This is a genomic window from Kitasatospora sp. NPDC004723 (genome assembly GCF_040609255.1).
Taxonomy (GTDB): domain Bacteria; phylum Actinomycetota; class Actinomycetes; order Streptomycetales; family Streptomycetaceae; genus Kitasatospora.
On record NZ_JBEXJT010000016.1, the window covers coordinates 85,293 to 108,924 of the forward strand.

12 protein-coding genes are annotated in these 23,632 nt (G+C 72.4%); all 12 read right to left on the minus strand.

From position 1 onward, the window contains the following. Positions 1-8: 8 nt before the first annotated feature. Positions 9-548, minus strand: coding sequence for a hypothetical protein (locus ABZW10_RS18160; RefSeq protein ID WP_355366247.1), 540 nt, complete (start codon positions 546-548; stop codon positions 9-11). Beyond that, positions 535-1,071: a ubiquitin-conjugating enzyme E2 gene (locus ABZW10_RS18165; RefSeq protein ID WP_355366250.1), complete on the minus strand. Its 537-nt coding sequence runs from the start codon at positions 1,069-1,071 to the stop codon at positions 535-537. The genes ABZW10_RS18160 and ABZW10_RS18165 overlap by 14 nt, the downstream gene beginning before the upstream one ends. Beyond that, positions 1,065-2,270 (minus strand): ThiF family adenylyltransferase, encoded by a 1,206-nt coding sequence (locus tag ABZW10_RS18170; protein WP_355366253.1) that lies wholly within the window; start codon positions 2,268-2,270, stop codon positions 1,065-1,067. Before ABZW10_RS18170 ends, ABZW10_RS18165 begins: the two co-directional genes overlap by 7 nt. 4 nt (positions 2,271-2,274) lie before the next feature. After that, complete coding sequence (locus ABZW10_RS18175) at positions 2,275-2,802, minus strand: hypothetical protein (RefSeq protein WP_355366256.1); 528 nt, start codon at positions 2,800-2,802, stop codon at positions 2,275-2,277. Between the two features lie 183 nt (positions 2,803-2,985). Continuing rightward, positions 2,986-3,414 carry a hypothetical protein gene (locus ABZW10_RS18180; RefSeq protein WP_355366259.1) on the minus strand — a complete coding sequence of 143 codons (429 nt, stop codon included), beginning with the start codon at positions 3,412-3,414 and terminating at the stop codon, positions 2,986-2,988. Positions 3,415-3,581: 167 nt separating this feature from the next. After that, positions 3,582-5,390 carry a hypothetical protein gene (locus ABZW10_RS18185; protein WP_355366262.1) on the minus strand — a complete coding sequence of 603 codons (1,809 nt, stop codon included), beginning with the start codon at positions 5,388-5,390 and terminating at the stop codon, positions 3,582-3,584. Beyond that, positions 5,383-10,644 carry a hypothetical protein gene (locus ABZW10_RS18190; protein ID WP_355366265.1) on the minus strand — a complete coding sequence of 1,754 codons (5,262 nt, stop codon included), beginning with the start codon at positions 10,642-10,644 and terminating at the stop codon, positions 5,383-5,385. The genes ABZW10_RS18185 and ABZW10_RS18190 overlap by 8 nt, the downstream gene beginning before the upstream one ends. Beyond that, positions 10,641-13,853, minus strand: a complete 3,213-nt coding sequence (locus ABZW10_RS18195; RefSeq protein ID WP_355366267.1) for a hypothetical protein — start codon at positions 13,851-13,853, stop codon at positions 10,641-10,643. Before ABZW10_RS18195 ends, ABZW10_RS18190 begins: the two co-directional genes overlap by 4 nt. Continuing rightward, complete coding sequence (locus ABZW10_RS18200) at positions 13,850-15,025, minus strand: kelch repeat-containing protein (protein WP_355366270.1); 1,176 nt, start codon at positions 15,023-15,025, stop codon at positions 13,850-13,852. Before ABZW10_RS18200 ends, ABZW10_RS18195 begins: the two co-directional genes overlap by 4 nt. 71 nt (positions 15,026-15,096) lie before the next feature. After that, a complete protein-coding gene (locus ABZW10_RS18205; protein ID WP_355366273.1) occupies positions 15,097-19,680 on the minus strand; it encodes a DUF6603 domain-containing protein in 4,584 nt (1,527 codons plus the stop codon). Further along, a complete protein-coding gene (locus ABZW10_RS18210; RefSeq protein WP_355366276.1) occupies positions 19,677-21,359 on the minus strand; it encodes a hypothetical protein in 1,683 nt (560 codons plus the stop codon). Before ABZW10_RS18210 ends, ABZW10_RS18205 begins: the two co-directional genes overlap by 4 nt. After that, positions 21,356-23,452, minus strand: a complete 2,097-nt coding sequence (locus tag ABZW10_RS18215) for a hypothetical protein (RefSeq protein ID WP_355366279.1) — start codon at positions 23,450-23,452, stop codon at positions 21,356-21,358. The genes ABZW10_RS18210 and ABZW10_RS18215 overlap by 4 nt, the downstream gene beginning before the upstream one ends. Positions 23,453-23,632 lie beyond the last annotated feature (180 nt).

Genomic DNA, 23,632 nt, shown 5'->3' on the forward strand with positions numbered 1-23,632 from the left:
CTGGTACCTCACGGGGTGTCCGGTGAGTCCGGGAATCGGTTGGGGGTGATGTCGAAATCGAGGTCCGCATCGGCCAGGGACAGGGGCTGGGCCCAGGCCGGAGGCCGGTTCTCCCCGATCACCTCGTCGAGCTTCTTGCGCAGCGAGGGGTTGGTCGCGACCGCGGCGATCTCCGTCCCGGCCAACGTGCTGTAGCGGCAGACGGCGGTGAGGCAGAGCAGGAACTCCTCCAGGGACAGGCTTCCCGCCGGGATCTCGGCCTGCACCACGACGCAGTCGCCGATCAGCACGAACCGGGCGCGGTAGCTCAGCACGTTCCACTGCGAGACGAGTTGGAGGACGGACTCGCGTTGCGCGTGGTCGAGGCTCCGCTGGAGCAGCGCGCGCACGACGATCCAGTGCCGGCCGAGGACGACCTCGATGCCGACGGCGTAGAAGTAGGCCGGAACCGGGCAGCGGTAGGAGGTGACCACCTGGTTCGGGCCGGTCACCTTGTACGACCACTCGATGGCGTCGAAGTACCCGGAGATGGTGTCAGTCGTCGTCACGGTCCCCCGCCGCGTCCGGCCCGGCGCTGGCCCGGGCTGTGATCTCGAAGTCCAGGTCCCTGAGCGGCCGGGTGTCCACCGGGATGCCGGGATTCTCCTCGTCGAGCCTGACCACGAGCCAGAGGCTCGCCTCCACGTCCAGCGGATCGTAGATGTTGAAGGACTTGTACTGGATCAGATTGCAGATCTCCACGCAGAACTCGGCGACCGAGATCCCCGGGTACCAGATGTCCCCGGTGCAGATGTGCGGAGGTTTGAAGTTCGGGTGGAAGATCGGCGTGCGCCACACCACCGTCGGGGGGAACTTGGGAAAGCCCGCACCCAGGGTGATGTCGAACTCGTGCCGGTCGGTCTCGCCCACCCGGTCGTTCCACCGCATCAACCCGCGGCAGGTCAGGGTGACGCTGTACTGGGTCGGCGGCACACCCGTGCTGGTGAAGCTCAGCATCGAGCTGGAGGCGGCGAGGCTCTTCATCTCCTCGAACTCGCTCTGCAGCCGCCGGTCGCGCGGGCTCATCACCACGGCGAGCCTCCTTCCGGTGTGTCGGATCCCGCGGCTTCGGATCCCGCGGCGTCGGATCCCGCGGCGTCGGGCAGCGGTCCGCGGTCTCCCGACAGCTCGAACGTCACCACGGCACCCTCGGCCCGCAGTTCGATCCACGTCCACGGCGGAACGCCCATCTCCGCCGGCGACAGGTCGATCCACGGCTCGCCCCCCTCCACGTGCGCGGCGAACCGCGGGATCACATCCGCGTCGCAGTGCGGACAGACCGGCGGGCCGTCCGCCGCGTGGGCCCGCATCACCTGCTCGGAGCGCCCGCAGACCGGACACTCCCAGCCCAGCAGCAGCCGGGCCGGGAGCTGGAGCACGCCCTCCGGCAGCCGGGCGGACGCGCGGCAGTGTTCGAGCACCTTCCGCCAGCTGTCCCCGGCGCCGGGCCCGGCGGCCGCGTCCGGCGCGGCCGGCTCCCGGTGCAGGACGCAGTCGGGATCGATCGGCAGCGCATGGTTCCAGAACCGGCAGTTGGCCATGTCGAGCCGGAGCTCGCGGCCCAGCGCCAGTTGCTGGTCGTGCCGGTCCCGGTGCAGGTGCTTCAGCGCCTCCTGCACCATCAGCGCCGCGACGGCCGAGGTGAGCGTCGGCGTGGTCGGGACCCCGCCCTCGGCGAGCGCGCGCCGCTCGTACGCCAGGCAGGACTGACGGAGCGCCAGCTCCTCGACGTCGGCCGAGCTGAGGCCGCAGGCGAAGCAGGGCTGCGGTGCGTCGGCCGTGTCGGGGCCGAAGAGCTGGACCGTGCCCTCCCAGGTGGTGAGCCCGCCGTCGATCATGAGTCGGCCGGCCTGCCGGGCGAGCTGGCTCAGCGCGACCCGCCCGCCCAGGTTGTCCAGGCAGCCGAAGACCACGTCCGACCGCTGGACGAGCCCGGCCCCGAGCAGCAGCCGCAGGTCCCCGTCGAGCCCCAGGACCCGGCAGTCCGGATTGAGCCGCCGCGCGGCCGCGGCGAGGGCCGGAGCCTTGGGCCTGCCCACGTCGGCCTGCCCGAAGAACACCGATCGGCTCAGGTTGCTCTCCTCGACGGTGTCGAAGTCGACGACCACGACCTCCCCCCACCCGAGCATCACGAGGTTCTTGACCACCTCGTTGCCCAGGGCGCCCGCGCCGGCGACGACACAGCGCGCTCCGCGGACCCGGGCGGCGTCCCACCACTCGATCTGTTCCAACCGCTCATACCGGCCGGGCGCCACGCTCGGTCACCCCCTTGTCCGGCTCCGACGGGCTGTATGAACAACCGCGGGAATAGCAGCGGTCCCGATCAAGGAATTTCCAGCAGTCGTCGCAATACGCACCACCGCAGAGCGGGCACTGCACGACACCGCCTCCCGCGGTCAGCCGCGTCCGGCACTGCTGGCATTTCGAACCGACCAACCGTGAGCCCGCGGCGAGAACGACGCGCTGAACCTCGTGGAATGCGACGGTGTGACCCGCGAAATAGAGTTCGTCGCCGTGGTGCAGAATCGCGAGGAAGACCGGCTTCACGGATCCCCGGACGACCTCCAGCCGCACCGGGAGAACGACCGAGGCGCCGGACTCGGTCCGCCCCAGCCAGACCCCGGATTCCTGGGCCGTCGGCGGCTCGTTCTGCGTTTGCCGGAGCGAGTCGCTCCGAAGAAAAACATAATGCCCTCGATCGGGAAAAGGCACGACCCACTCACCGAAATCCAGACGTGGAATCGGAAGGGAGTCCCTGTCCATGCCGCCCCCTCACCCTCGGTGCCGGACGGGACCCGGTCAGGCTAGCACCCTGCCCCATGAAAATGACCAGGCACGGAGAAAATACGATCGCCTCGACAGGCATACCGGGACCCGTGCAACACCGCTGCCCCGGTGCGGGAATCGTTCTCCCGCACCGGGGCAGCGGTGTGCCCGCGGGCACGGTCAGGCGCGAGCGGCGCCGGCACCGGCTCTCTCGTCGAGGGGGATGATGCGGCTCTCGGCCGTACCGATGAGCGGGCTCTCGGAGTACACGTCAAGTTGCCCGGTCATGGGCCCGATCCCGATCCGGTGCACGGTGGTGATGCCGATGGTGCTCACCGTCGCGGTGTGCCCGTTCAGGTTGACCGACGGCACCAGCAGGGAGAACGACGTCGATCCGCGGTCGACACTCGTCTCGATCGTCACGCTCACCACCCGGCCGAGCGCGCTTTCGACCACGCTCACTTCGTCGCCCCGGAAGACGCGGGACCTCGTCGGGTCGGCGTACTCGAAGGAACTCAGGCCGCCCGCTCCGAGCGGCATCCAGACGATGTGGAGCGGGGCATGGTGCCCGTGGGAGGAGTGGAACTGGTAGTAGTCCGGCTCGGTCACGGCTTCTCCGTCTCGGTTGGCGATCCCCCCACCTGACGCCCCAGCCTCCGCCGGGTCCGCCGAAGGCCCCCCGAGGGCGCGCGCGCTTGGACCGAACGTGCGACACGGGCTCCTCCGAAGGCAGGCAGCGGGCCCCGTCCGCCGCTTGGGTTCCAGCGGCCGGTGCCTCAGGGCTGAGCGGTGTCGACAAGGGTGTCGAAGACCAGCCCGCTGGAGCCCTCGCCGCGGCCGACGCCGCGTCGGGCGCCGAGCCAGACGGAGACGCTGCCGTCGTACCAGCGGGTGCGGTGGTAGGCGAGGGCGAGCGTGGTTCCGGTCGGGGGCACCTCCTCCTCGTTGACGTAGTAGGGGTTTCCCGCGTCGATGCCCTCCCTGAGCAGACTCGTGTGCGGCCGGACCGGTTTGCCGTCGATCACGCTGGGCATGGCGGCGCGCTGCAAGCGGATGGCCCGGTCGCCGCCGGGGACGTGCACCGCGAGGAAGGGCACCCAGTTCTCGGGGACGACGCTCGTCGCCTGGTAGCCGATCGGCGCACGGGGCGCGTCGGCCGCCGGGGCGGGAACGAAGCGCCGGCGGTGCTGGAGGATCTGCGCCACGACCTCGCTGCCCCGGCGGCCCTCACCGGTGGGCAGCGGGACGGTCTTCTCCACGCCCCAGACCATGTTGGCGTTCTCGTCGCGGATCAGCGCGATCTCCTCCAGCGGCGCTCCCTCGGCCACCTTGGGCACGGTCGGGGGGAGGAAGAGGCTCAGGTCGGCGGGAACGTCGGCGGTGCCGATCGTGTCCAGGGTGTACATCGACCAGCGCTGCCAGTCCTCGTCCTGGCCCGCCCCCGCCGGGCTGATCCACTGCCGCTGCCCGAACACGTCGGTGACCGCCAGGCCCTGGATCGACGCGAGCACTCCGGCCGGGAGGTCGCAGGGCAGCTGGTACCAGTCGTTGCTGTAGACGAGCGCGAACTCGAGGAAGACGAGCTTCGCCAGGTCGGTGCTGTCCGGTTGGACGCCGGCGAAGTTGGTCCGGCCGTCCTCCACCGCCCACCAGCGGGGCAGCGGCATGCCCGAGTACCGGACCGGCGCCGGGAACACGGTTCGGTTGAGGGGCGCCGGCGGCGGAGTCGTCCCGCCGAGCGGCGCACCCGGGTCGACGGAGAACGCGTGCCAGTCCAGGTGGCCACCGGGGAACTCCTGCGCGGTCAGGACCTTCTCGGTGCCGGTCGGCGCGGCGGAGACCGAGAACCGGTGTTCGAGTCTGGTGGCGTCCCAGGTCGCGTCGCCGCCGGGCTGGTCGAACAGGTCGTCGAACCAGGCGACGAGACGGACACCCAGGCCGTCCAGTTGCGCACGCGCCGGCCCCGAGGCGGAGATGCCGTCCGAGGCCTTGCCGTTGTCCACCTTGATGTGCCGGTAGAGCGCGTACCCGTCCATCCGGCGGCCGGCGACCGCCTGCAGGGTGGACCAGACCTGAAGGTCGGACGTGCGCGGGGTGTCGGCGTCCACTCCCGGATCGGGCAGGGCGATCGGGTACTTGGCGATGTAGGTCGTGCGCAGCTGCTTCAGGCCGAGCTGCGGGCCGAGGAGCTTCATCCAGCGCCGTCCGATGGCCAGGCGCAGGTCGAAGGAGATCGGATCCGGGCCGAACGCGAACGGCAGGGCCCGGCGCTCGGCCACCACCTCCAGCGGCCGGTCGGTGGGCAGCGCCTCGGCCGCACCGGATCCCGGCCGGAACCTGGAGGGCACCGAGGTGGCGACGGAGTAGGTCGCGGTGACGGGCGACCCGGCGTCGGTGCCCCGGAACTCGCCGAGCTGCCATTGGCGCGTCAGCATCCAGAGCGGGTCGCGGACCTCCGCGCGCAGCGCACGCTCGAACGACGTGGTGCGCGGGCGGCCCTCCAGGCGGTTCCAGAGTCCGACGGTGGGGAACAGCCGCTGGTCGAGCGCGGCACGGAGGTCCTCGATACGGGTGGGCTCAGGCATCGGCTTTTCCTCGCAGGTTGGCGGTTGCGAGATCGGTGCTGATCGTGATCGGCCGCCGGGTCGCCGACATCACCGTCGCGGGCAGGAGTTGTGCGTAGGGGGTGGTGTCCAGGTGCGCGGGCTCGACGGCGCGGGTCTTCGCCAGGTCGAGGGTCTCGCCGACGGCACCGAGCAGGTCGTCGGCGCTCCAGTTGCCCGTCCGCTGCGGTGGGGTGACGAGGAGCATGGCCTGCGGCGGCTCCGCGTCCGGGCCGTTGTAGTGGAACGCGATCCCGGTGGTCTCCTGCTGGGCCGGGACGACCTCCGTCCATTCGTCGAGCAGCAGCCCGCAGTGCCGGTTGACGCCCAACAGCGGCTCGGGAGCGTAGTGCGCGGTGAAGAGCACCCGGTCCTCGGTGATCCGGGTGCCCGCCGCGAACTCCATGCCCAGCCAGTGGTCGTTCGGGCGGTAGGGCAGCTGCACGGGCACCAGCTCGGGTTCCTGCCATCCGAGGAGGTCACCGAGCAGCCCGCCCGGACCGCGCAGGGCGTCGGCGACGAGGACGGCCTGTTCCCACAACCGCGGCTTCTCGCGCACCCGGGCGATGCCGTGCACCCAGTCGTCGACCGGAAAGTCCCGCCGGAAGTTCTGGACCAGATGGCTCAGCAGCTGGTCCTTGTCGATCCGGGCCTTCTTCCAGTCCGTCTGGAGCTGGTCCGGCGCGGTGAACTCGGGCACCGCGAGGAAGTCGCTGCCGAGCACCGCCTGCAGCGCGTCGGTCGCGGCCTGCACCCGGTCGGGGGCGGTCAGGGCCTGGTCGTACGCGGCCAGGGCCTTGTCCGCGGCGGCGAGCCTGCCGGTCACCTCGGTGAGCAGGGAGCCGGCCCGGTCCAGCAGGTCCCGGGCGAAGCCGACGATCCGGTCCTGGAAGGGCGTCAGGTCGAGCCCCGCCGGGTCGAACGCGCTCAGCGGCAGGAGGGCGGCCACGTCCGCGAGCAGCGAACTGAGCGTGCTGTCCGTCGTCCGACCGACGGCGCGCAGAGCCAGGAGGCGCGCGTTGAAGGCGGCACGCTCCCCGCCGACGATCGCGCGCAGCTGCCCGGGCTGGGCGGGGCTAGGGGTGGTGGGCTTGGTGGTGAGCCGCCATTCCGCCTGCTGGAGCAGCCCGAACCGCGTGTCGGCCGTGGCCGAGGAGGGGAGCCGGTCGTACGCGGCGATCAGGGCGTCGGCAGCCGCGAGCGAGGCGGCCATGCGGTCCGCGGTCGCCGCGACGGCCGTCAGCACGTCGCCGAACACGGCTCCGCGCCACAGGACCGCCTCGCCCCAGCCGCTGCGCGGCATGCCGAAGCCGCCCGCCGTAAGGGCCAGGTTCGCGTAGCCGGTCAGGAAGGTGTCGATGCCCGCGACGAGGGCGGCCCGGTCGGGCTGGGCGGGCGCGTCGGGGAAGCGGGGAGCCAGCGAGGCGGCGTAGGCGGTGGTGTCCTTGCGCAGTTGGTCGAGGACGGTGCGAACTGCCGCCGGCCGGCCGCGGTCCAGGGTGACGGCGTCGTCCATGGTCCGGTCGACCGGCTGTCCGCCCGCGCCCGGGACCAGGTCCGTCGGCCGCAGCGGGCGGGACCGGGTCAGCAGCGAGCGCAGCGCGGCGACGAGGGGCGATACCTCGAAGAAGGTCAGTTTGCCGGTGATCCGCTCGGTGTGGCGGATCGCCAGCTTCGCATCGGGCCGTGGTCGCTCCTGGGCCACGACCACGGCGACGATCCGGTCGTCCAGGTCGGTGAGGGCCGCGTCGTCCGACGGCTGTACGCCCCACAGCATGTCGAGGGGCTGGAGCCCGAGATCGGCCTGGGTGACCACCCGGAGGCGGTGGGCCCCGGTGACCGGGTCCTGCCATTCCACGGTGGTGGCCACGTCCGTCGGGGACGGCAGCATCGTGGGCAGCCAGGCGTTGACCGCCGGCTCTCCCAGCGCCCGTGGAACGGTGCCGGGGAACAGCGCCGGACCGGGTCCGGGGCCCAGGCCGGGAGTGAACATCAGGCCCAGCCGGTGGGTGAGGGTGACGCCGCTGCGCGGGGTGCGGACCACAGCCGGATCGGGTGGGAAGCCCTCCTTGGCGTACGCGTCGAGGGTCGCCGACGCCCGTTCGGGGTTTCCCCGGAGCGTCTGGTGGGTGGCCTCGGCGACGGCGAGGTCGGACAACGCGTCATGGAGGTCGAGGAGGTGTTGCACTTCGGCGTTCATCGCCTGCTGCTCGGGGTCGGTCGCGGTGGGCAGGTTCGCGACGCCGAAGGGGTATTCGGGGTGGGCGGGTTCCCGGGTCGCGGCGCGGACGAGCGCCAGTCCGTCGACGACGTTCCGTGCCTCGACCAGTTCGACCGGGGTGCCCGGTGCGGTGGTCGAGAGCTTTCCGGAGCGCAGCGGGAACGCCCCGCGCAGCGCCGGCAGGAACTTGTCCAGTTCGACCTCGGGGTGCCCCTCGTGCAGGCCCCGTTCGAACCGGTAGCCCAGCATCGCGCCCAGCGACTGGCCCTGCCGGAGCCCGTCCAGCAGGGTGAGCGCGACCCGGACCCGGTCGGAGCTGAGGTTGACGGCGAAGCAGCCGGGGTTCCCGGGCGAGCCGTTGGCGAGGTATCCGGCCCTCAGGACGGCCGCGGTGGTCGCCTGGGCGGGCGACGGGGCGTGCACGTACCCGCCGTTCCCGGGATCCTGCAGCAGCGGCGTGGAACCGCTCGGGGTGAACAGCGCGCCGAGGCCGCCCGTCAGGTGGACGGGGGTGAGGGCCGCGGTGGCGGGCCTGACGTCCTCCAGCCATCCGTAGGCTCCGAGGTGCAGCCCGGGACGGGCCGGGGAGGTGCCGTCGGCTCCGTACCGCAGTTCGGCCAGGCGTTCGTTGACCAGGCCGAGCCGCCAGGCGTCCAGCCGGTAGGTCGCGCAGTCCAGGTGCTCGGCCAGCACGCGTTCCAGCCGGGCGGTGGGCACGTCGGCGAGCAGCCGGAGGGCGGCGGTCTGCTCGGCCAGCTGCCGGGCCGCGGGATGGGTGGACAGCACATCCGGAATGAAGTCGACGACGAGCTTCGACGGGTCATCGGTGATGGCCGGGTCGGGAGCGTACAGCTTCCGGTACCGGCTCTCGCTGGGCTGGGGCGGCTGGGTGTCGCGGATGTGGATGAACAGCGGGTCCGCGGCCGACAGCGTCTCCCCCGCCGCGGCGGCCAGCCCGCGCGCGGTCTGCTCCCAGCCGAGCAGCACCGCGTGCCGCAGCAGCAGGTAGAGCACGGCCGCCGGGGGCCGGTCGTCGGTGAAGCCCTTCTCCAGACGGACCGCCTCCAGGTCGCGCGCCGCGTTGTCGGCGAGCCACTGCAGGTAGTTGCGCCCGTCGGGGACGTAGGACCGGACCGTTCTGCTCTCGGACAGCGGCTGGTCGTCGACGAGGGGGCCGAGCAGCGGGTACTGCTCCTCGGTGAACAGGCGGCGGACGATGGCCGGGTCGACGGCGGGCTGTCCGGGCGGGGCCAGCCGGTGCAGGAGGGCGAGGATCGGCTGCGGCATGCCGAGCCGGTCCAGCGCCGGCAGCACCTGCGGGCCGTTGCTGCCGAGGTTCTCGCGGTTGTAGATGTCCTCGACGCTCTGCGCGTAGCGCTGGTGGTACTCGGCCGAGGTGGGGTGCAGGGCGAGGATGTCCAGCAGCAGCTGGTGCGGATCGGCCGCCGGTGCCCCGGGCCGGGTGTGCTTGCCCAGGTACGACACCTGGGCGGTGGCGTTCCTCCAGTCGTCGGCGGCCGCGGACAGCAGGGCGCCCAGCGCCCGGCGGTGGGTGGCGGCCTGGGGCCAGGTCAGCCGGGAGAAGACGGTCGTCGGCAGGATGCCGTACGGCTGGCGTCCGATCCTGACCGCGGGAATCGGGCCGCGGCCGGAGACGTGGCGGACGAAGAAGTCCCGGGTGTCGCTCACCGTCGGGTCCGGAACCGCCGGGTACAGCATGGTCTGCAGATAGGAGCCCCAGGTAGCGGGCCACAGCGCGAGGTTCGCGGCCCTGGCCTCGCGCTGGTCCGTGCCGTCCGCACCCGCCACCCCGGTCATCACGGCGGGGTCGATGCCGAGGAGTTCGGCGAACCACCGGCCGTCCGTCCTGGTCGTCCAGTCGTCGGCCGCCGCCGCGGCCACGGGAGCGGACGCGGAACGCAGCACCGCGGCGGACACCGCGCGCGGGTCCTGTCCCGCGGGTGTCTCCTCGCTGTTGTTGGTCGGGGTGCCCTGCGGCAGCAGACTGAAGCCGGCCTGGCTGCGCAACTGGCGCGTCAGCAGGTCGGCGAGGTCGCCGGCGGTCTGGTCGGCGCTGCTGTTCACCCGCAGACCGAGGACGACGAGCCGTTCGACGCCGCCCCGGAAGCTGTCCTGCAGCGGCACCCGCACCGCCATGCCGACGCCGACCGCCGCGTCGAAGTCGGTCAGCCAGCGCAGCGCGGTGGGGACGAACAGTTCCCCGGTCTGCTCGTTGACCTTCGGCTTCTCGGCGGAGCCGGGGTCGGGTCCGACGTCCAGCGTGGCCGGCACCGGCGCACCGGTGACGGAGAACACCTGGGCGGCGCCGACGTACCCGGTCACGGTGAACCGGTCGGGCAGCAGCCGGGCCTGGGGAGCCCGGGTCCAGGAACGCGACGACACGTCCGTGGCAGCGGGAGGCGGCAGGACGAGGAACGCCACCAGGACGCCGTCCCCGGTCGCCGTCGGCGCGCCGTCGATCCCGACCGGCCGGCTGCCGCGGATAGCGTCCGCGCGGGCGGCTCCCACCGCCGCCAGCAGGGCTGCGTCGGCCGCGGCGGTTTTGGCCCGGTCCCCGTGGGCCTGCCACACGGCGGTCCAGTACGTGGTCGTGGGCTGCCGGTCGGCCGCCGCCACGGGCTGCGGGGTGACGATCACGAGGACGGCGGTGCCGGGGTCCACGCCGGTGGGCTGTTCCGCCGGGTTGGCGGGGCGCCGGTTCTGCAGCAGCCAGCTCGCCCGCCCCGCCGGCACCCTGGCCGTCAGCTCCTGCCACGCGGCCTGCTCGGCGGGCGCGTTGCCGCCGGCCCGCCACAGCGCGGTCCAGTAGGCGTCGGCCGCGCCGATCTCCGCCGGGGTGGGAAGGGGCTCGAAGGACTCCACCGACCATTCGTCGGGGAAGATCCGGACGAGCAGCTCGGCGGCGGTGAAGCGGGTCTCGATGCGGACCGGTCCGAGCAGGACCGGGAAGTCGTCGCTGAGCGGCAGGGCCGCGGTCGGGTGGAGGGTGGTCACGGCAGCATCTCCTGTGCGTGCACGGCCATCAGGACCGGTGCCCGGAAGAGGACGTAGGCGATGTCGGCGGAGCTCAGTCCCGCGTGCCACAGCGGCAGGGACAGGTCCTCGGTGTGCTGGTCGTGCTTCTCGGGGTCGTCCTCCGGGTGGGCGAACTCGCGCAGGACGACGGGCACGGTGTTCTCGTCGAGCCGGACGAACCCGGTGGACGCGGGATCGATGTCCGGCCAGGAGAGGTCGTTCCAGACCTCGACCCGGGGCGGGGTCGCGTCGGGTTCGACGTCCGCGCCGAACCGGGGCTCCCCCGGTCGTTCCTTGATGACGAAGAACCAGCCCGCGCTGCCGGGTGGTTCGGCTCCCTTGGCCTCCGTGGAGGTGAGGTCGAAGCCGAGCAGGTAGATGTCCGGCTCGATCTTCGCCTCGTACAGCGGAAGCCGGATCTCGTCGTGCGAGGGGTTCGCCTCGTCGACCAGGTCGACGGGCAGGCGTTCCTTCGCTGGGTCGGGCTGTCCGTCGGTGAGTTCCCAGCGGGCGCGGTGGGCGTAGATCGCCGCGTTGGGGTACTTCTTCAGCAGCTCGCCGCGGATGACCAGCACCAGCTCGTTCGCCTGGACGCCCGTCTCGCGGTTGTTGTGCCCGCCGAGCTTGGACTCCTGCGTCCAGGTGGCGATCGGCGGGATGTCGTACAGCCGTTCGTGCCGTTCGCCGGCGCTCTCGCCCGGCAGGGCGGGCACCGCGCGGACGTCCCAGAACTGGCGGAAGGGCGTGCCCCGCTGGTCGGTGGGGTATTCGCGCCAGAGCAGCTCGTTGGCCATCTCGTGGTTGAGCCCGACCAGGTAGGCCTCGATGAACTCCTGGTCCGTCTCCAGCAGGGTGATCGAGTTGGGCGGAACCAGGTTGATGTTCGGCATGAACAGGTCCACCGACATGTCGAGCAGCGCCCGGTACATCGGCATGTCCAGGACCGGGTACGCCATGGCTTCGAGGAACTGCTCGGCGAAGGGTGCCAGTCGCCCGGGCAGCCGGACGGAGCTGAGCAGGCTCCGCGGTACGGTGTCGTCCGGCCGCAGTCCGGCCAGTGTCGCCGCCGTGGTGCCGAGGACGTTCAGCGGGCGGCGTCCGCCGGCCTGGCCGCCCAGCTGGGCGTCCGAGTAGCCCTGGTAGATCTCGTGCAGCGCCTGCTTGAAGGACTGGGCCTCGGGGCTGTCCGCACCGCCCGGAGAGGGGATGAAGGTGTCCCCGGGGAGCGTCAGGACGAAGTCGTGGCTCGTCGGCAGCTGGTCCACCGGGTCGGTCGCGGCCGCGGTCCCGGTCGCGACCGCGGCGACGGCCGGGGTGGGGTGGAGCACCTGGTCGAGCCGGGTGGGCGTGATCACGGCGGCCGGCCGCACCTTGGGGGGCGCGGCCGTGACGCCTCCGGTGTCCGCGTCCATCCTGACGATCAGGTCCTGCGGCGGCTGGTCCGCGGTGAACGGCAGCCCGCGCACGAGCCGTGATCCGGGCCGGGTGATGCGGCGCATCGGCGCGGACACCGGGGCGGTGGAGACCCGGCTCTCCGAGACGTGGAAGCCGACGGCGACCTGTTCGGCCGGGCCCGCCGACCGTCCGCTCGCCGTCGCCGCCTCCTCCTGGGTGGTCGTGACGACCCTGGAATGGGCCGGCGCGGACAGGGTGAGCGCCCTCCCCGACGCGGGGACCGCGGCGAGGGCCGCGGCCGGCGGGTCCAGGTGCTTGTTCTGCAGCACCGTGCTCACTTCGCGGGCCAACTGCGCCGCCCGGATGCGCGCGTTGGCGGCCAGGACGTCGCCGACCTGGGCCCAGGCGGCCTGCATGAACTCCTCCTGCCGCTTCTGCACCACCTGGGCACCGAGGCCGGCCGCCACCCGGAACCTGGGGTCGAGGTTGAGCCGGTGCACCCAGTTGCGCTGGTTGGCGGCCGGGCTGCCGTCGCGTTCGGTCAGCAGCCGGGAGGCCGGCGCGTGCCAGCGTCCGTACAGCGGCGGGGTGACCACCGGATCGGCGGCGCCCACGGCCGGCGCGGCGAGCGTGGTCGCCAGAGCGCTGTGGGCGGCGGCCGGGGTCTGCGTGAGGTAGTCGTCGGCCAGGTTGATCAGACCGGCCAGAGCCTGCTGGAACGGGTGCGGATAGTGGAATCCGAGCCGCTGGAGATCGTCCCAGTTGTCGTAGTCGTCGCTCGGACGGTCCGGCTGCCGCAACGCGCCGCCGAGCTTGAGCACGCCGCCGAGCACCGTCGGCGCGGTGATGCCGGGCAGTCCGGGCCCCGCCGACCGGTGCACGTCGAGGTCCCGGCGGCCGACCCGGGGGTCCAGGTCGGGAACGGGGTTCAGCAGACGGACCAGGTACTCGAAGTCGCCCGCACTGCCGGTGGAGAAGAACCAGCGGTGGTAGTACGGCAGCTGCCCCGGAGCCTGCTGGCCGTTGTAGCTCTTCCCCCAGCTGGGGTGGAGCGCGCCCGGCGCCGCGGCCGGGTCAAGCCCGAGGCCGGCCAGGCGTCCGGTCTCGAAGGCGGGTACGAGGAAGGCGTGATAGGCGGTGTCCGGAGTCAGCCGACGTGGACACAGCAGCCGGGCGCACGCGTGGTCGGCGTTGGTGCGCAGCACCTGGGCGAGCGCGGGCAGCACCGTGCCCATGTCCTCGGAGACCACGGGTGAGTCGAGCGATCCGTCGACGTGGACGTGTCCCCAGGCGCCCAGCTGGTCGGACGGCGGCAGAGCGCTCGGGTTGCTCACGGCGATGTACGGCAGTGGCCGGCCGGGGGCCCTGCCGTCGGTGAACTCGGCGCCGTCGGTGGAGCGGGAGTCCGGCCCCGCGGCGAGCACGACCAGGGCCAGCCAGGGCAGCAGCCGGCGTGTGGTGGCATCGGGGGCGGCGGGGCTGTAGCGCCAGGGGAAGTCCTCGTCCTGGAACTCGATGTGCGCCAGGTAGTTGGGTTCCATGTTGGTGATCCAGGACCGCGGCTCGGTGCGCGAGACGGCGCGCGGATCGATCCCGATGACGTCGCCGGGACCGTAGATCTGCACGGTGCGCTGCACGTCACGGCTGAGCGGCCCCGCGCCGGTGCCGTCCTCCGCGGTGACCCGCAGCGCGACCGGAACGCTCGCCCGGGCTGCGGTCCCCGGATCGGTGGTGATCCTGGTGGCGATGCCGGCCCGGAGCCAGGGCAGGAACGTGTAGGCGTTGGCCGTCACGGGGTGACCGCCGCGGCCACGTCGAAGAACTCCGCCTTGACGGTCAGCTCCTGGACGCCGGGGTCGGCCGCGGCCTGTCCGGAGCGCACGACGCCCCCGGCGACCAGCACCAGGGTGTCCGACAGGGGTGCGGCGGCGAACGCGAACCGGCCCGTGCTCAGCCCTGCCGCGGCGCTCCAGCTGCGGGTCGCGGAGTCGAAGAGGGCGGCGCTCGCATAGCCGACGTCGTCACCCGCGCCGTCGCCGCCTCCCACCACCAGGACCTGCGTCCCCCCGAGCGGAACGGCGCGGTGCAGGGCACGGCCGCCGGGCATGTCCGGTACCGCGGTCCACGTTCCGGTGTCCTGGCTGTAGAGCTCCGCCCCGGCCCGGCTGAACGGGTCGAAGGTGCCGTCGCCGGGACCGCCCGGCGCCCGTCCGCCGGTGACGAGCACCGCGGCTCCCGCCGCGAGCGCGGTGGCCTGGTGCTCGGCGCGGGGGGCGAGAAGGGCGCCGGTCGGGCTCCAGGTGGCGGTGCCGGGGTCGAAGAGTTCGCAGTACGCCAGTGCGGTGTCCTCGTCACGGGCCGTGGGAAGGGTGCCGCCGGTGACCAGCACCCGGCCGTTGGCCAGTACGACCGCCGGGTGCCCGCTGCGGGCGTCGGTCATCGGCGCCGTCTCCGTCCACGTCCCGGTGGCCGGGTCGAACAGCTCGGCGGAGGCCAGGGCCTTGACCGACTGGGCGGACCGGATCGTCGTACCGCCCGCGACGAGCACCTTGTCGCCCACGAGGGCGGCGCTGTGTCCCCAGCGCGCGGTGTGCATGCTCCCGGTACTGGTCCAGGTGCCGGCGACGGGGTCGTAGATCTCCGCCGCGGCCAGGCCCGGCGCCGGGAACTGGGCGGTTCCGCTGATGCCTCCGGCGACCAGCACCTTGCCGTCGGACAACCGGGTCGCGGTGTGCAGCCGACGGGGTGTCTGCAGAGCTCCGGTGGCGGTCCACGCCTTGGTGGTGTGGTCGTAGACGGCGGCGCGGGCGAGGGCCGCGGCCGATCCGTCGGAGCCGCCCACGACGAGGACCTTCGTGCCGGTCAGCACGATCGCGTGGTCATGCCGGCCGTACCAGCCTGCGGCTGCGGGCAGGTCGCCGGTGGCCGTCCACTTCCCGGTCGCCGCCGCGAGGGTACTGGTCATGGGCGCGAACCCCTTCGTCGTCGATGCGTGCCTGTTGATGCGTTCCGGTCGATGCGTTCCGGTCGATGCGTTCACGGGGTGAAGATCTCGGCGGTGTCCGTGAGGACATCCGTGCCTCCGGGAGCCGCCGGGCCGGCGAGGACACGGCCACCGGTGGTGAGGACCCGTCCGTCGGAGAGCGCCAGGGCGGTGAAGTCCCAGCGCCCGGTGGCCAGTCCGCCGGTCGGGGACCAGGTGTCCGCGGCGGGGTCGTAGGTGACGGTGCCGCGGAATCCCGCGTGGTCGCCCGGTGCGCCGGTCCCGCCGAGGACGAGGACCTTGCCGGTGGACAGCAGCACGGCCCGGTGCCGGCTGCGCCCGCCGGGCATGGGAGAGACGGGGGTCCACTGGCCGGTGGTGGGGTCGTAGAGCTCGGCGGTGGCCACGCTGCCGGCGCGGTATCCGCCGCGGGGACGGCCGGTGGGGGTGTCACCGCCGGTGACGAGGACCCGGCCGTCGGGCAGGAGGGTCGCCTGGTGGCCGACGCGTGCGGTGGTGAGGCCGCCCGTGGGCTTCCAGGTGCCGGCGCCGGGATCGTACAGCTCGCAGTAGGCGAGGGGCGCGGGGCCGCGGCCGGTGGACACCGTGCCCCCGACGACCAGGACGGAGCCGTTCCTCAGTGCCACCGCCCGGTGCCCGGTGCGGGCGTCCGTCATCGGCCCGGCGGCGCTCCAGGTGCCGGTGGTGGGGTCGAACAGCTCGGCGGAGGCCAGGGCGACGGGCTCCGCTCCACGGGCACCGGTGCCGCCCGCGGCCAGGACGTGCCCGGAGGCGAGGGCCGTGACGGAGTGCCCGTACCGAGCGGTGTTCATGGCCCCGGGGAGCGTCGACCAGGTCCCGGCGACGGGGTCGTAGCCCTCGGCGGACTTCAATGCCGCGCCGTCCGTGCCGAGCCCGCCGACGGCCAGGACGCCGCCGCTGCCCAGCCTGACCAGGCCGTGCCCGCGGCGGCCGGTGCGCAGCCGGTCCGCCTGGGTCCAGGTGCCGCCGACCGGGTCGAACAGGAGGCTGTCGGTCCGTGCTCCCCCGGTCTCGTCCGTGCCGCCGGCCAGCAGGACCCGGCCCGTCGCCAGCAGGACGGCGGTGTCCGTGCCCGTGTCGGCCGCGAGGGCCGTCGGGATGTTCGCCGCGCCGGTCCATCCGCCCGGGGTGGCCGGAGTGCCCACCGTCTCCGACTGGGGGATGACGTGCAGGGTGCCCTGCCGGCGCGGGTCGGCGTCCTCCATCGCGGCGAGCGCGTCGGTCGCGGCGGCCTGGCTGAGGAATCCGGCCGGGGCGGCGGCGAAGGCAGGCGCGCCGGGCGAGAACGCCGTCCGGTTGTTGCGCCGGTACGCGACGGCGTAGCGCTGCCCGGTCACCCGGAGGACGTCGTCGGCGAACGGCTGGCGCAGCGTGGCCTCGTGCTGGGAGAGCGCGGAGCGGCCGGTGCTGCTGCCGCCGAGGAGCTGCTGGAACACGGCCGGGCTGACCGCGTACAGCCGCTTGGCCGCCGCCGGCGCGGGCGGGTCCGGGATGCGTGTCCTGCCCTCGGCCCGGAGGGTCGCGGGGCGGCGCCTGCGGTCGATCACGATCATCTCGTAGCGGGCGCTGCGTCGTGCGGCGCGGGCGGAGGCGAGCGTCCCCTGGAGGGGAGTCAGCTCCAGCCCGGCGTCCTGGTCCTCGTAGGCGGGGCGGCTCAGCTTCGCCGCGTCGTCCATGTCCTGGAACTGGGCCATGGCGAAACGGTCGGTGGTGGTCGAGGCCTGTGTCAGACCGCTGTCCGGGGCCGGTGCGACGCCGAAGCGGTGTCCGGCGAGCGGCCGCTGGGCTCCGACCCGGTCCACGCGCACGTGCAGCGGGATCACGCGCTGCCGGATGAACAGCGTGCCGAGCGGGTGCAGGACCAGGCCGTCCGTGGCGGGCAGGGTGCGCAGGTTGACCAGTGCCTGGCTTCCGCCGGTGGGCAGCTCGGTCCGCCAGCCCTCCACCTTGCCGATCTCGTCGCCGAGCAGGGCGAGGGCGTCGACCGGAGGGAGCGTGGGGTTGTGGCTGTCGCCCCAGGTCAGGTCGAAGTTCGCGGAGATCTCGAAGAAGAGCAGCGAGATCGATCCACGGCCGTGGGCCCGCCAGGGCGCCGGGCCCTCCAGCTGGAACCGGAGGTGGACGCCGAAGACGCCGACGCCGAAGGCCTTCAGCGTGAGGTCGGCCGCGATGTCGATGGTGAAGGCGAACGGGGAGAACCGGAACAGGGCGTCGAAGGCGAGGTGCCCTTGGAGGCCGAAGTCGTCGAAGCCCAGGACGAGTTCCGCCTGGGCGCCGAACTGCACGCTGTTGCTGGTGACCGCGAAGTAGCCGCTGACCCGGATGAGGGCGGTGGGTGTGTGGATGATGTCGACCGCGATGCGCGGCGGGACCGGGAAGGGCAGCGGGGGCGGCCGGAACGACGGGTGGAAGCCGCCGACGGACAGGACGAAGTCTCCCCCGCCCCAGCCGATGAGCAGGCCCATCCCGCCCTCGATGGTCATGATCAGGACGCGCGATTCGAACAGCTGGGCGTAGAACCACAGCCGTTGCTTGTCGAACTCGATCGCTCCGACGAAGTTGACCTGGAGGACCATGAGGGGCAGGTCCTCGGCGGGCAGGCTGCAGCGCAGGACGCCGACGATGGCGATGTTCCCGGGGATCTCGACGATGACGCCGACGGAGACGCTGATCAGGGTGGGGGTGCCCCAGCCGATCTTCGCCATCGGCCCGACCAGGAACGTCCCCTCCCGAGGGGGGAAGAAGGCCCGCAGGTCGCTGAGGATGCGCGGCGCGTTGGCCACCACGTCCTTGGGGAACATCACCGACTCGATGGCGCCGGTGCGGACGCCTTCCGTCAGCGCGGTCAGGTTCATCGCCCGGTTCAGGCCGAGCAGCCCGCCGACCGCGAGCAGGGTGAACCCGTACCCCAGTTGCAGGCCGATGCCGCCGAACTCGGCCGTCAGCACCAGCAGCAGGGAGAAGCCCGGAGTTCCGTCGGGCATCCGGGTCGAGAGGAGTCCGATCGCCTTGACGTCGATGAACCCGGCCAGGCGCAGGGCCAGCGTCCCGGCGTACTCGTGGCGGTCCGCGTCGTAGCCCAGGAAGCCGCCGCCGCTGACGAACTGGAGGTCGAGAGCGAGGCCGACGCCCGTCGGGGGCCGGAAGTCCGGGCGGATGTCGACCGGCCCCAGATTGCCCTTGCCGAGCGGGGCGAGGACCACCGGGATGTCGGTGCCCAGGCCCTGGACGACGGCCGAGACGGGACCGAGGCTCCCCTTCACGTCGGCGGACAGGCCGAGGGCGAAGGTGCCGTCCTTGATGCCCACGGTCAGCGTGAGCGCGCTGAGGTCGAGGGCGCCCAGCCCGACGTGGGAGGCCAGTTGCACCTCCAGGCCGCCGCTGCCCTCGAAGCGCAGGCCGTCGGCCACCGTGAACCGGGCGCCCAGCTCGAAGGTGCTCTCGATGCGCACGTCCTTCAGCAGGGTCGCGAGGAACCCGTCGCTGTCGTCGCCGAGGGTGATGAGGACCTTGCCCCGCTGGAGCTGGAGGCCGAGGCCGATGTCGAGGCTGCCGTCCGGCCGGGCCCGCAGCCGCACGGTGGAGTCGACCTGTTCGACCGACACCCTGCTGCCGCCGGGGAGCGACAGCAGCAGCAGCGGGTCGTCCGGGTCGCGGCGGTAGCTGTGGACGACCTCCGCCGTCGCCGCGACGGTCGCACCCGGTGGGGGCTCGACCGCGGAGGCGCCGGGCCGCAGGACGAGGGTGGTTCCCGCCGGCACGTCCGCGTCCAGGCTCACGGTGAGCGTCCAGGCCCCGCCGGACTGCTCCAGCGTGCCCTTGGCCAGGCCCGCCGGCAGTGCGAGGGCGATGCCGTGCGGCTGGACGTCGGTGCGCGGCACGAGGACCGCGAACACCAGGTCGAGGGCCGGCGGCGTGGTGGTGGTGTCCAGGAGCGAGGGCAGCCCGGCATGAGCGGCCAGCCGGTCGAGCACGGTGAGGATCTTCAGACCGTCGAAGCCCGGCGTGCCCCAGTCGTACAGCGCGCCCAGCTGCGCCAGGGGGTTCTGCAGCCAGCCCCCGAGACGTTCCAGGTGCAGGGTGTTCTCGGTGAAGAACGGCTTCTGCGGATCGAACAGACCGGTGTTGTGATCCGTGCGTACCAGGACACCGGAGAATTCGAGGAGGTCGTTGACACCCTGGCCGCCCTCCAAGTGCTTGACGAGCAGCAGGTTGAACAGCCGCTCCGGCAGGTTCGGGAGGATCTGGTCGGCGCCCGGCAGGTTCAGCGCGGCCAGCGCGGACTTGAGCCCGTCGAATCCGGAGACGATCGTGTTGATCTGCCCGCCGATCTGGACGAGCTGCTGCAGGACGTCGCCCCACTTCTCCGCGGCGATGGCGCCTTGCAGGGTGTCGAGCAGCTCGCCCAGGAATCCGACGGCGCCGGTGGTGGTGCCCAGGGTCGGCGCGAGGGCGGCCGCCTGCGCGTCGGTCAGCGGCAGGCCGACGTCGGCGAAGAACTCCTGGGCGCCCTGCTGGCTCAGGCCGGTCAGCGGGGACAGCAGCGTGCCGAGCTGGCCGACCAGGATCTCCAGCGTGCCGCGCCGGCCGGTCATGACCGGCCTCCCGGTCGGGCGAGCGCCGCGGGCACGTCGTGCAGGGTGTCCACCGACAGCAGCGCCCCGATCACCGGCCGCCCGTAGCGTTCCAGGTCCCGGCGGAGCGGCGGGGTGGCGTACTGGATGAGCAACGGCAGCATGCCGTCGACCAGTTGGGCACGGCTGACGCCGTTGATGCGGTCGGGGACGGGGTGTCCGGGATGCTCGGCGCCCCGCACGCAGTGGTGGTAGAAGGCGGGTCCCTGCAGGGCGTGCCAGACCGCGGCCACCTGGCGTACCGAGGTCAGCAGCCGTCGCACCTCCTTCTGGTGCTGCGGGATCTTGCCCAGCAGGAGCCGGCCGAGCACGCTGGTGCGCAGTTGCCCGCGCAGCTCCTCCGCGGTGCGTCGCCGGGCCAGTTCGGCGGCGGTCGCGGGCCCCCGCAGCAGGAGGGGTGACGGACTTCCGGCGCTGGCGACCGTGTCCGACCAGCCCTTGTCGACCGCGGGGATCGACACCTGGAGGAAGTTGAGAACCTTGGCGATGGGGGTGGCGATCGCGATGTTGCCGATGCTGGAGAACTCGATGGCGCTGCGGTCGAGTTTGAAGAACTCGTCGATCGGGCCGGCGCGGATGATCATCGCGATGATCATGTTGTCCTGGTTGATCACCATGCTGCCCGAGTCGCCGCCTTCGAAGGTCAGCTCCTCGCCATTGTGATAGCCGTCGTTCAACGACTGGCCAGGAACGGGGCTCGGCCTGGGCAGGATCAGGAACTGGTTCACGTTCGCCTTCGAGCCCGCCCCGTGGTCCCTGGCGTCGGAGATCCCGACCGTGAAGACGAGCGGGTCGGGGTCGTCCTGCGTGGCCGGGTGGCTGAGCATCGTGCCGAACTTCAGCCGGCCGTTGACGGCGTTGTAGATCCGCACGTACTGCTGGTCGCTCGGCAACGTACCTGTTAGCGGCCCCGGGACGATGCCGTGCCCGTCGGTGACAGCGCCCCTGAGAGGAATGGTGGTCGTCGAGCCGCCGAGGTTGACCTGCCAGGCGTTGTGGAACTTCACGCCGGGGTCAAGCCTCGCCGTCGCACAGTCGAACTCGCTGGCATGGCCGTTCACCGCGGTTCCCATGACCCGGACCTTCGCCGGAATCCAGTTGAAGCCGCCGGTCCACGTGCCATCGTGGTAGCCGCCCACCCATTCGTTGCCCTCCGCGGGCTGGGCCTTGACGCTCCGGTCGTAGACGGGTGTGCCGATCCGCACACCGTTGGAACAGCACTTGCTGTACTTGGGCGTGTAGACGGCGAGGTCGTCGATGATCCTGAAGCCCGGGAACAGGACGTGGGAGCAGGTCAGCAGGACGGCCTTGCCGCTGCTGTCCCGCGCGAAGCAGCCGAGGGTGCCCTCGCCCTCGTTGTGATTGGTCTCGATGCTCGCGCCAGCCGTGACGAAGGGCGAGTCGGCGGTCCGGACACTCGCGCGGGCGGTCACGACGTGCACGGGCAGACCGAGCAACGTCGTCGGCACTCCGTCGCGGGCTGCGTCCTGGTCGTCTCGCACGTAGACGCGCCAGACGAGCGCGGTGCTGTCGGTATCCGCCACGCCGAGACCCACGCCCTCCACCTCGGGGAACGTGCTCAGGGCCTCTCTGACCTCGGGCAGCAGCTGTCGCCAGTCGGTCGCGGTGGCGGATGTCATACCGGCTCCTCCCGTCGTGGTGCGTCCTGGGCGGCACCGCCGGGTGGCAGCGCCCCCACGGGATCGACGCCGAGTCGGTTCAGCAAGGGCTCCGCCGGGCAGGCGACGCCGTCACCGGCGGCCGTGGCGCCCCACAGCAGGCCGAGGACGCGCCCCCGGTCGTCCAGGAGCGGGGCGCCCGAGTCGCCCGGTGCCGAGAAGGCCCGGCTCGGATCACGGGAGGCGACCAGCAGCTGTCCCGGCGCGGTCCATTCCCGCCCGTCGATGAAGGGGCGGTCCGGGTAGGCGACATCGAGCACCGTGCCCTGTGTGAGGCCCGTGGCCGCGCCCCTCTTGTGCACCGCGGCGCCGGGTTCGGCCCGCCCGGCCGCGGTGGGCCACGCGCCCGCGAGAGCGTCGCGCAGCCACGCGGGCCGGTTCGGCGCGTCGTCCAGTTCGATGAGCGCACCGTCCACGTAGCAGGCCTCTCCGGCGAACTCCACCAGCCCCAGGTGCCCGCGCCGGGCGCGCCCGAGCGGGGCCGGCTCGACGGGATCGGCCGCGAGCGGCAGGGCCCACACGATGTCGCCCTCCTCCGCTCCGGCCCCGAAGACGACGTGATGGCTCGCCAGGAGGTACGTGACGCCCCGGCTGTCGCGGACCAGGACACCCGCGACGCCCGGCACCCCGCGGGAGTTCACGATCCGTACCGCCGCCGGAGGCGTGGAGTCCGCGAGCTCCAGGAGGTCGAGGAGGGACGTGGTACGTCCGGCGAGGTCGAGCACCCGGTCCTGGTGTGCGGCGATGTCGGCACGCAGGGACGCGCTGCCCTCGGCCACGAGCACGTCCCTCATCGCGAGCAGCGCCTGTAGCGGACTGACGCCGTCGATGGCCGTGGGCAACGGCCACCGCGGCCGGTCGGCGGTGTTCAGCGCGTGGTTGACGAAGGCGGGCCCCTTGCAGCGGTGCCAGGTCACCATCACCCGGCGGTTGTGGTGCACCAGGTGACGCACCTCGTGCATGTGCCGGCGGACCAGCGCTCCCAGCCGGGCCCCGAGTTCGCTGCCCTCCACCACCGCCCAGGCGCTGCGGACGGCCGACCAGTCCACCGGCCGTGCGCGGGTGATGGCCGTGCCGGGTGCGGCGACCGGGCGGCCCGCGGAGCTCAGCGCGGCCGGGAGCAGTTCCACCTGCCGGAGCCTGAACACCGGGTCGATGAAGAGGCCGTGGGACTGGCCGGTCAGGATGTCCACCGGCTGGGACTGCCCCACCACATAGATCTGCTTGGTGACTCCGCTGGTGAGAAGGCCGACGACCTTGCCGTCGCTGTCGACGATCGGCGCGCCCGAGTCGCCCGGCTCGGAGAACTGTGCGCTCTTGACGACAACCGTGGGCGTGTCGGTGGACCCCCCGGGCTTGACGTCCACTCCCGGACCGCTGAGATCCGCCGCGATGGAGGACGGGGTACTGGTGGGGTCGTCGGTCTTGTACCGATTCATGTCCAGCTTGTACTCATGGACCGACTGAGCCGCGGACGCCGCCACCTGGACCTCGAACAGCCAGGCCTGTCCGTCGACCACGGTATCGCCGACCTTCTCCTTGATCGGCACCTTCCGCAGAGCGGCGATCGTGCCCGCGGTGAGGCCGGTCTTCGCGCCGTACTTCCGCACCGCGATCTGGCGTGCCGCCGGCAGGGGTCCGTCGGTCGGTTGGGCGGCGGAGAGCGACCACTCGGAGACGAGGTCACGGACACCGGAGATCTTCCCGATCTTCGGCACGTCGTTCGACGCCGCGGCGTCGCTGCCCAGCTCGACCAGCGCGGCGTCCACCGCGAAGTCGACCTGGCCGATCGTGATCTTGTTCGGGATCGCCTTGGACACGAACTGCAGCAGCGTGCCGCCCACGACGTTCCCGATCGGGTTGCTGCATTCGAAGCCGCAGCAGGTGCTCAACTCGGGCGAGTACACCACCTTGACATCCGGCGGCGCCGCATCGGCCGGAGCCAGGCCGAGTACGTGGCCGCAGGTGAGGACATAGCGGCCCGCTCCCCCGGTCCTGCGGACGATCAGTCCGGCGGAACCGGTGTCGAACGCGCCGGACTTCCCTCGCGTCACCGCATCACCCGCGTGAACGCTGGGCGAGCTGGAGTGCGGCACCGTGCGTTCGCACAGCCGGCCACCCGGACGCCCGCACCTGCACGGGGGCGTGCATGGGTTCATCGACGCCCTCGCAGAGTGCTGGACCGATCACATGTGGTGACCACCATTGCACCGGCGGCCCGCCGTGCCGCACAA

What these genes read in the sequence shown, in the direction of transcription:
- ABZW10_RS18200 (WP_355366270.1), bottom strand. Translation starts at nt 15,025, where the DNA reads ATGACCAGTACCCTCGCGGCGGCGACCGGGAAGTGGACGGCCACCGGC.
- ABZW10_RS18185 (WP_355366262.1), bottom strand. Translation starts at nt 5,390, where the DNA reads ATGCCTGAGCCCACCCGTATCGAGGACCTCCGTGCCGCGCTCGACCAG.
- ABZW10_RS18210 (WP_355366276.1), bottom strand. Translation starts at nt 21,359, where the DNA reads ATGACATCCGCCACCGCGACCGACTGGCGACAGCTGCTGCCCGAGGTC.
- ABZW10_RS18175 (WP_355366256.1), bottom strand. Translation starts at nt 2,802, where the DNA reads ATGGACAGGGACTCCCTTCCGATTCCACGTCTGGATTTCGGTGAGTGG.
- ABZW10_RS18205 (WP_355366273.1), bottom strand. Translation starts at nt 19,680, where the DNA reads ATGACCGGCCGGCGCGGCACGCTGGAGATCCTGGTCGGCCAGCTCGGC.